The 8,620-nt window shown below is 71.6% G+C and carries 4 protein-coding genes and 1 riboswitch; of the genes, 3 read left to right on the forward strand and 1 reads right to left on the reverse strand.

Features of this window, described 5'->3' with window-relative positions; all coding sequences use genetic code 11:
• Positions 1–82: 82 nt before the first annotated feature.
• Positions 83–913 carry a ferredoxin-like domain-containing protein gene (locus IRX98_RS10260; RefSeq protein ID WP_224276406.1) on the reverse strand — a complete coding sequence of 277 codons (831 nt, stop codon included), beginning with the start codon at positions 911–913 and terminating at the stop codon, positions 83–85.
• A gap of 70 nt (positions 914–983) precedes the next feature.
• A riboswitch (cobalamin riboswitch) is annotated at positions 984–1,121 on the forward strand.
• Positions 1,122–1,147: 26 nt separating this feature from the next.
• Here IRX98_RS10260 and cobN point away from each other — a divergent pair.
• From cobN to clpB, 3 genes are all read left to right on the forward strand, one after another.
• Positions 1,148–4,858, forward strand: coding sequence for a cobaltochelatase subunit CobN (gene cobN / locus IRX98_RS10265; protein ID WP_224276408.1), 3,711 nt, complete (start codon positions 1,148–1,150; stop codon positions 4,856–4,858).
• A gap of 111 nt (positions 4,859–4,969) precedes the next feature.
• Positions 4,970–5,671 carry a precorrin-6A synthase (deacetylating) gene (gene cobF / locus IRX98_RS10270; RefSeq protein WP_224276410.1) on the forward strand — a complete coding sequence of 234 codons (702 nt, stop codon included), beginning with the start codon at positions 4,970–4,972 and terminating at the stop codon, positions 5,669–5,671.
• A 156-nt stretch (positions 5,672–5,827) separates the two neighbouring features.
• Positions 5,828–8,419, forward strand: a complete 2,592-nt coding sequence (gene clpB / locus IRX98_RS10275; protein WP_224276412.1) for an ATP-dependent chaperone ClpB — start codon at positions 5,828–5,830, stop codon at positions 8,417–8,419.
• Positions 8,420–8,620: the final 201 nt, after the last annotated feature.

An 8,620-nucleotide genomic window follows, 5' to 3' on the forward strand; every position in this document is an offset into this window, starting at 1 on the left:
GTCGTCGACCAGCGGTCGTGTGGGGAACCACCTGCAGGTCGGCAGAGCGCTGTGGCCTGCGTCTCGTTCCCCACGGCACCCGCTACTCGACCAGCGAGACCAAGGACTTCCATGGCGTGACGACCAGGTGCTCCGGGAGCGTGAGCGAGAACCCTCGATCGAGCACCCCGCCCGCCACCTCGACGTGCGCGATGCCCCGCGCGACCTCGCCGTACGCCGGCGGCTCGGTCGTCGCGGGAAGGCGGGGGTCGGGATCGTGAGTGTGTGGGACGGCGGGCAGCTCGTCGACGTGCCAGGCCGCATCGTCCCCACTGCCACGCACCTGCTGGAACGCGCGGGCCAGGCCGGTGAGGCGAGCCGCCGCCTCCTGCAGCGGGACGACCGGACCCCAGTTCGTCGACCCGACCCGGAGCTGGACCTCGTCCGCCGAGAGGGCGACGAGGCCGAGGTCGCAGGTCCGCGAGACGAGGTCGCCCCGGCCGTCGTCGAGGACCACCAGGAAGCGGCCCGGGAGCTTCGCGAGGGACGGCGTGGCGCAGATGCGCTCGTCGAGCTCTTTCGTGACGGGGCGGAGGTCGGCGCGGCCGCCGTCCAGCCCGGTCAGCGGTGAGACGAGGACGTTGCGCACCAGCTCGTGGTCCGAGTGCGGGAGCAGGCCGGTGGCGCGGATGGCCTCGACGACCTCGCGCGGGACATTGCCGTTGATCAGTGGGAGCGCGCGGAGCTGGAGGTTGGCCCGCTTGGTCAGGTGCACCTGCCCGTCGCCGTACGCCTCGGCGACGTCGAGCAGCGCGAGCAGCGTGGTGCGGGTGAGGTGGCCGCCGGGGATGCGGAGGCGTACGAGCGCTCCGTCGTCGGCCGGCCAGGGACGGAAGACGCCGGGGCAGAGGTCGCCTCGGGTCCGGTCGGTCACGGGGGCGATCTTGGCATGGGGTCGAGGTCTCGATACGCCCGCTCGTTCCTCGCGGGCTACTCGACCAGCGAGCAACAACTGCCGCTAGGGTCGTCGCACCACTCCGCGTGGGACCCAGGAACCCGGTGACATTCCGGGGCGGTTCCGCCACTGTGAGGGCCTGCGTGCAGGCCCGTAGCCAGATACTGGCCCACGCGGATCCCATCAGAGGGGCGAGAACCCCGAGGAGGATCCGTGCGCATCGCACTGCTGTCCACGTCCGACACCGACCTGCTGAGCGCGCGGGAGTCCGGCGCCGACTACGTCCTGGCCAACCCGGCGCGACCCGGGCACCAGTCGATGGCCCAGGTGATCGAGGGCTGCGACCTCGTCGTCGGCCGGCTGCTCGGCTCGCCCCAGGACCTCTGCTCCGGCTTCACGCGCGTCGCCGCGACCGGGATGCCCGTCGTCGTGCTCGGTGGCGAGCAGTCACCGAGCGCCGAGCTGATGGAGCTGTCGTCGGTGCCGATCGGCGTCGCGGCCGAGGCGCACCGCTACCTCGCCGAGGGCGGGCCGGCGAACCTCCGCCAGCTCCACGCCTTCCTCTCCGACACGGTGCTGCTGACGGGGGAGGGGTTCGAGCCGCCGCAGGTGCTGGCTCAGTGGGGGGTCTCGATACGCCCCTCGTCCCTCGGGGCTACTCGACCAGCGATGGAGGAGGGGGCTACTCGACCAGCGATGGAGGAGGCGCCCGCTCGACCGGCGATAGGGCTGCCGCGGGTGGGGGTGCTCTACTACCGCGCCCACGAGGCAAGCGGGAACACCGCCTTCGCCCACGCCCTCGCCGACGCGATCGACGCGACGGGCCACGCGGTCGGCGTACCCATCTTCGCGGGGTCCCTGCGCTCCGCGCCCGACGAGCTGTACGACGCGCTCGGCACGCTCGACGCGCTGATCGTCACCGTGCTCGCCGCCGGTGGCAGCGTGCCCGCGGGCGCGAGCGCGGGCGGCGACGACGAGTCGTGGGACGTCGCGCGGATGTCGGCGCTCGACATCCCGATCATCCAGGGCCTCTGCCTCACCTCCAGCCGTGCCGAGTGGGAGGCGTCCGACGACGGCGTCAGCCCGATGGACTCCGCCACCCAGATCGCGATCCCGGAGTTCGACGGGCGCATCATCACCGCGCCGTTCTCCTTCAAGGAGGTCGACGCCGACGGCCTGCCGCGCTACGTTGCCGACCCCGAGCGCTGCGCCCGGGTCGCGGGCATCGCGGTCCGGCACGCGCGCCTGCGGCACATCCCGAACGCCGAGAAGCGGCTCGCCCTCGTGCTGTCGGCGTACCCCACCAAGCACGCGCGCATCGGCAACGCCGTCGGGCTCGACACCCCCGTCTCCGCGATCCGGATGCTGCAGCGGCTCCGGGCGGAGGGGTACGACCTGGGTGACGGCGAGGTCGTGGAGATCCTCGACCGCGAGGCGAGCGACACCGAGAAGGGCGATGCGCTGATCCACGCGCTCATCGCTGCCGGCGGGCAGGACGAGGAGTGGCTGACGCACGCGCAGCTGACCGACGCGCACGTGCGGATCACGCCGGAGCAGTACGCCGCGTGGACCGCCGACCTGCCCGCGGACCTGCGTGCCGACATGGTCGAGGCCTGGGGCGAGGCGCCCGGCTCGCTCTTCGTCAACGACGCCGGCGAGCTCGTGCTCGCGACCGTGCGCGCCGGCAACATCGTGCTGCTCATCCAGCCGCCGCGTGGCTTCGGGGAGAACCCGATCGCGATCTACCACGATCCCGACCTCGCGCCGACGCACCACTACCTCGGTGCCTACCGCTGGCTGGAGCACGGGTTCAAGGCAGACGCCGTCGTCCACCTCGGCAAGCACGGCTCGCTGGAGTGGCTGCCCGGCAAGAACGCGGCCCTCTCCGCCAGCTGCGGCACCGACGCCGCGCTCGGCGACCTGCCGATGGTCTACCCGTTCCTCGTCAACGACCCCGGCGAGGGCGCGCAGGCCAAGCGCCGCGCCCACGCGACGATCGTCGACCACCTCATCCCGCCGATGGCGCGCGCCGAGTCGTACGGCGACATCGCCCGCCTCGAGCAGCTCCTCGACGAGCACGCCAACATCGCCGCGATGGACCCGGCCAAGCTGCCGGCGATCCGCGGCGAGATCTGGCAGCTCATGCACGCCGCCGAGATGCACCGCGACCTCGGGCTGGACGAGCAGCCGGACGACGAGGAGTTCGACGACTTCATCATGCACGTCGACGGGTGGCTCTGCGAGATCAAGGACGCCCAGATCCGCGACGGGCTGCACGTGCTCGGCGAGGCGCCGTCCGGGGAGGCGCGGGTCAACCTGGTGCTGGCGATCCTGCGCGCGGCGCAGGTGTTCGGGGGGCAGGCGCAGGCGGTGCCGGGGTTGCGGGCGGCGTTGGGGTTGGGTCTCGATACGACCCCTCGTCCCTCGGGGTCTACTCGACCACCGAGTGAAGACGACGAGCGGCGTATCGAGACCACCGCCGACGTCGACGCGATCGAGGCGATCGCGCGCGACCTCGTCGAGCAGATGGACAAGGCCGACTGGGATCCCGCCCGCGCGGCAGAGCTACACGACGACCCCGAGGTGCAGCGGGTCCTAAAGTTCGCTGCCACCCAGGTCGTGCCGCGCCTGGCGCGCACCACCGACGAGCTGGACGCGGTCGTCCACGCCCTCGACGGCGGCTTCATCGCCGCCGGGCCGTCGGGCTCACCGCTGCGCGGACTGGTCAACGTGCTGCCGACCGGCCGCAACTTCTACACCGTCGACCCGCGCGCCGTCCCGTCCCGCCTCGCGTGGCAGACCGGGCAGGCGATGGCGGAGTCGCTCGTCGCGAAGTACGTCGACGAGACCGGCACGTACCCCGAGTCCGTCGGCCTGTCGGTCTGGGGCACGAGCGCGATGCGCACCAGCGGCGACGACGTGGCGGAGGTGCTGGCGCTGCTCGGCGTACGCCCTGTCTGGGACGAGGCGTCGCGACGCGTCAGCGACCTGCAGGTCATCCCGCTCGACGAGCTCGGTCGACCGCGCATCGACGTCACCGTGCGGATCTCCGGGTTCTTCCGCGACGCCTTCCCGCACGTGGTCGCGATGCTCGACGACGCCGTACGCCTCGTGGCCGGCCTCGACGAGCCCGACGAGCACAACCACGTCCGGGCGCACGCCCGCGCCGACCTCGCCGATCACGGCGACGAGCGGCGCTCGACGACGCGGATCTTCGGCTCCAAGCCCGGCTCGTACGGCGCCGGGATCCTCCAGGTCGTCGAGTCCGGCAACTGGCGCAGCGACGACGACCTCGCCGAGGTCTACACGGCGTGGGGCGGCTTCGCCTACGGCCGTGACCTCGACGGGGCGCCCGCCGCGGACGACATGCGCACCAACTACCGCCGGATCAAGGTGGCGGCAAAGAACGTCGACACCCGCGAGCACGACATCGCCGACAGTGATGACTACTTCCAGTACCACGGCGGCATGGTCGCCACGGTCCGCGCGCTGACCGGCAGCGACCCCAAGGCGTACGTCGGCGACTCGACGACCCCCGACGCGGTCCGCACGCGGACGCTGCAGGAGGAGACGAACCGCGTCTTCCGCTCGCGCGTGGTCAACCCGCGGTGGATCGCGGCGATGCAGCGCCACGGCTACAAGGGCGCCTTCGAGCTCGCCGCGACCGTCGACTACCTCTTCGGCTTCGACGCCACCGCGGGCGTCGTGCACGACTGGATGTACGAGTCGCTGGCCAAGGAGTACGTCCTCGACGAGACCAACCAGCAGTTCCTCCGGACCTCCAACCCGTGGGCGCTGCGCGGCATCGTCGAGCGGCTGCACGAGGCCGCCGAGCGTGGGCTGTGGGAGGAGCCCGACGCCGAGGTGGTGGCCGCGCTGCAGCAGGTCTACCTCGACGTCGAGGGCGAGCTGGAGGACCGGTGACGCGCGTCCTCGCGGGTTTCGAGGCTCGTCGCTGGCGCTCCTCGCACCTCAACCAGCGACGCCGTCCCGGTGGTTGAGGTGCGAGCGGAGCGAGCCTCGAAACCCGCCAGGGTGCGCGTCGTCGGGATCGGCTGCCACCCCGGTCAGCTGACCCTCGAGGCGCGCGAGGCGATCGCCGGTTGCGACTACGTCATCGCCGCCGACAAGGGGCCGGACGATCCGTTGCTGGCCCTGCGCCGGGCGATCTGCGCCGACCTCGGCGTCGAGCTGGTCGCCGTCCCCGACCCGCCGCGCGACCGCGACGACCCCACCGACTACGACGGGGCGGTCCTCGACTGGCACGACGCGCGCGCGACGGCGTACGGATCCGTCCTCGACCAGCGGCCGGGCACCGTCGGGTTCCTGGTGTGGGGCGACCCGGCGTTCTACGACTCGACGATCCGCGTGGTCGAGAGGCTCGGAGTGGCGTACGACGTGCTGCCCGGCGTCTCCGCGCTCTCGCTGCTGGCGGCCCGGCACCGCGTCGTGCTCCACGAGGTCGGCCGGCCCGTGCTGGTGACGACGGGCCGCCGGCTGGCGGCCGAGGTCGCAGCCGGGCACGACAACCTCGTCGTGATGCTGGACGGGAAGCTGCAGGCCACCTCTCTCACCGGCGACTGGGACATCTGGTGGGGCGCCAACCTAGGCAGCCCCCACGAGGAGCTCGTCGCGGGGCCGCTGGCGGACGTCGTCGACGAGGTCCGCACGGCCCGGGCGCGGGCGAAGGAGGCCGACGGCTGGGTGATGGACACCTATCTCCTGCGCCGACGCTGACCCTGCGTCATACGAAGTGGGAGTCATGGGTGCGGGTTCGTATGACGCAGAGAGGGGCGGAAATTCACAAAGTTGAGGGGAATCGACTCAACTTCTGGCGCGTTGTGACGAGTGAGGGCCAGAGTGGTCCGAGACACCCACCACGAAGGAGCAGAGTTGAGCGCGTTCGGTGCCGAGAAGTTCACCACCCGCAGCCGCGAGGTCATCGAGGCTGCCCAGCTGGCCGCCACGTCCGGCGGCAACACCCACACCGAGCCCGTCCACCTCCTCGTCGCGCTGCTGCGCCAGGAGGACGGCAGCAGCCGCAGCCTGGTCCAGAAGGCCGGCGTCGACCCCGCCACTCTGCTGGCGCAGGCCGAGCGCGTGCAGCAGCAGCTGCCCCGGGCAACCGGCTCGACGGTCCAGCAGCCCAACGCGTCGGCAGCGCTGACCCGCGTCCTCGCCTCCTCGCTCGACCTGGCCGGCTCGATGAAGGACGACTACGTCGCCACCGACCACCTGCTCGTCGCCACCGCGACCGTCGAGTCGCCCGCCCAGAAGGTGCTGACCGACGCCGGACTGACGGCCGACGGGCTGCGGGAGGCCATCACGGCCGTCCGCGGCAACCGCCGGGTGACCAGCGAGAGCGCCGAGGCGTCGTACGAGTCGCTGGAGAAGTACTCCGTCGACCTCACCAGGGCCGCCGAGGACGGGCGCCTCGACCCCGTGATCGGGCGCGACGCCGAGATCCGCCGCGTCATCCAGGTGCTGTCGCGCCGCACCAAGAACAACCCCGTGCTCATCGGCGAGCCCGGCGTCGGCAAGACCGCCGTCGTCGAGGGCCTCGCCCAGCGCGTGGTCGCCGGCGACGTGCCCGACTCACTGAAGGGCCGCCGCGTGCTCTCGCTCGACCTGGCGGCGATGGTCGCGGGTGCGAAGTACCGCGGCGAGTTCGAGGAGCGGCTCAAGGCGGTCCTCGAGGAGATCAAGGACGCCGCCGGGCAGGTCATCACCTTCATCGACGAGCTGCACACGGTCGTGGGCGCGGGCGCCGGCGGCGACTCCGCGATGGACGCCGGCAACATGCTCAAGCCGATGCTGGCCCGCGGCGAGCTGCACATGATCGGCGCGACCACCCTGGACGAGTACCGCGAGCGCATCGAGAAGGACCCAGCGCTGGAGCGTCGCTTCCAGCAGGTCTTCGTCGGCGAGCCCAGCGTCGAGGACACGATCCAGATCCTGCGCGGCATCCAGGAGAAGTACGAGGCGCACCACGGCGTACGCATCACCGACGCCGCGCTCGTGGCCGCTGCCACCCTGTCCGACCGCTACATCACCGGGCGCCAGCTGCCCGACAAGGCGATCGACCTCATCGACGAGGCGTCCTCACGGCTGCGGATGGAGCACGAGTCCTCGCCCGAGGAGATCGACCAGCTCCGCCGGCAGGTCGAGCGGCTGAAGATGGAGGAGTTCGCGCTCGCCAAGGAGACCGACGACGCCTCCGTCGAGCGCCTCGCCGCGCTGCGCAAGGACCTCGCCGACCGTGAGGAGGAGCTGCGCGGGCTCGAGGCGCGCTGGGAGCGCGAGAAGGACCAGCTCCAGGGCGAGGGCGAGCTGCGCCGCCAGCTCGACCAGCTCAAGATCGAGGCGGAGAAGAAGCTGCGCGAGGGGGACCTCGCGGGCGCTTCGGAGATCCAGTACGGCAGGATCCCCGAGCTCGAGAAGCAGATCGCCGAGGTCGAGCGGGCCGAGGCCGACGCGCTCGGCGACCTCGAGCCGCTGGTCGGCGAGGAGGTCGGCGCCGAGCAGATCGCCGACGTGGTCGAGGCCTGGACCGGCATCCCCACCGGCAAGATGCTTCAGGGCGAGAGCGCCAAGCTGCTCGAGATGGAGTCGGTCATCGGCGAGCGGCTGATCGGCCAGCGCGAGGCCGTCACCGCGGTGAGCGACGCCGTACGCCGCTCGCGCGCCGGCATCGCCGACCCCAACCGGCCGACCGGGTCGTTCCTCTTCCTCGGCCCGACCGGCACCGGCAAGACCGAGCTGGCCAAGGCCCTGGCCGACTTCCTCTTCGACGACGAGCGCGCGATCGTGCGCATGGACATGAGCGAGTACAGCGAGAAGCACTCCGTCTCGCGGCTCGTCGGTGCCCCTCCCGGCTACGTCGGCTACGACGAGGGCGGCCAGCTCACCGAGGCGGTGCGACGCCGGCCCTACAGCGTGGTGCTGCTCGACGAGGTCGAGAAGGCGCACCCGGAGGTCTTCGACATCCTGCTCCAGGTGCTCGACGACGGCCGGCTGACCGACGGCCAGGGCCGGACGGTCGACTTCCGCAACACGCTGCTGATCCTGACCTCCAACCTCGGCTCGAACTTCCTGGTCGACCCGATCCTGGAGCCGCTGGCCAAGAAGGAGTCGGTGATGGGCGTGGTGCGCGCGCACTTCAAGCCCGAGTTCCTCAACCGGCTCGACGAGGTCGTCATGTTCGACGCCCTGTCGAAGGACGACCTCACCCACATCGTCGACCTCCAGCTCGCACTGCTCGAGAAGCGCCTCGCGGTGCGCCGGATCACCATCTCGGTGACCGACGCCGCGCGGGCGTGGCTGGCCGAGACCGGTTACGACTCGGCGTACGGCGCCCGTCCGCTGCGGCGGCTCATCCAGAGCGCGATCGGCGACCCGCTCGCCCGGCGGCTGATCGCCGGCGAGGTCACCGACGGCGGTGCGGTGAAGGTCGACGTGGGCGAGGACGGGCTCGTGCTCGGCTGACGGGTCCCGCTGTAACGCCGGGTTGGTGCTTGTACCGCCCTGGATATATCCGGGTGGGTGCAGCAGCTAACCCGGCTTGAGTTCGGAGGGTCGTTGCACCACTCGTCGTGAGGAGTGGTGATGGTTCGGATGCTTCGAGCTGAGCGGCAGGCGTTCTGGGAACAGGTGCGGTCGGGGAAGTGGGCCTGGCAGGCGGCTGAG

It is taken from the genome of Nocardioides lacusdianchii, from assembly GCF_020102855.1.
Lineage (GTDB): Bacteria > Actinomycetota > Actinomycetes > Propionibacteriales > Nocardioidaceae > Nocardioides > Nocardioides lacusdianchii.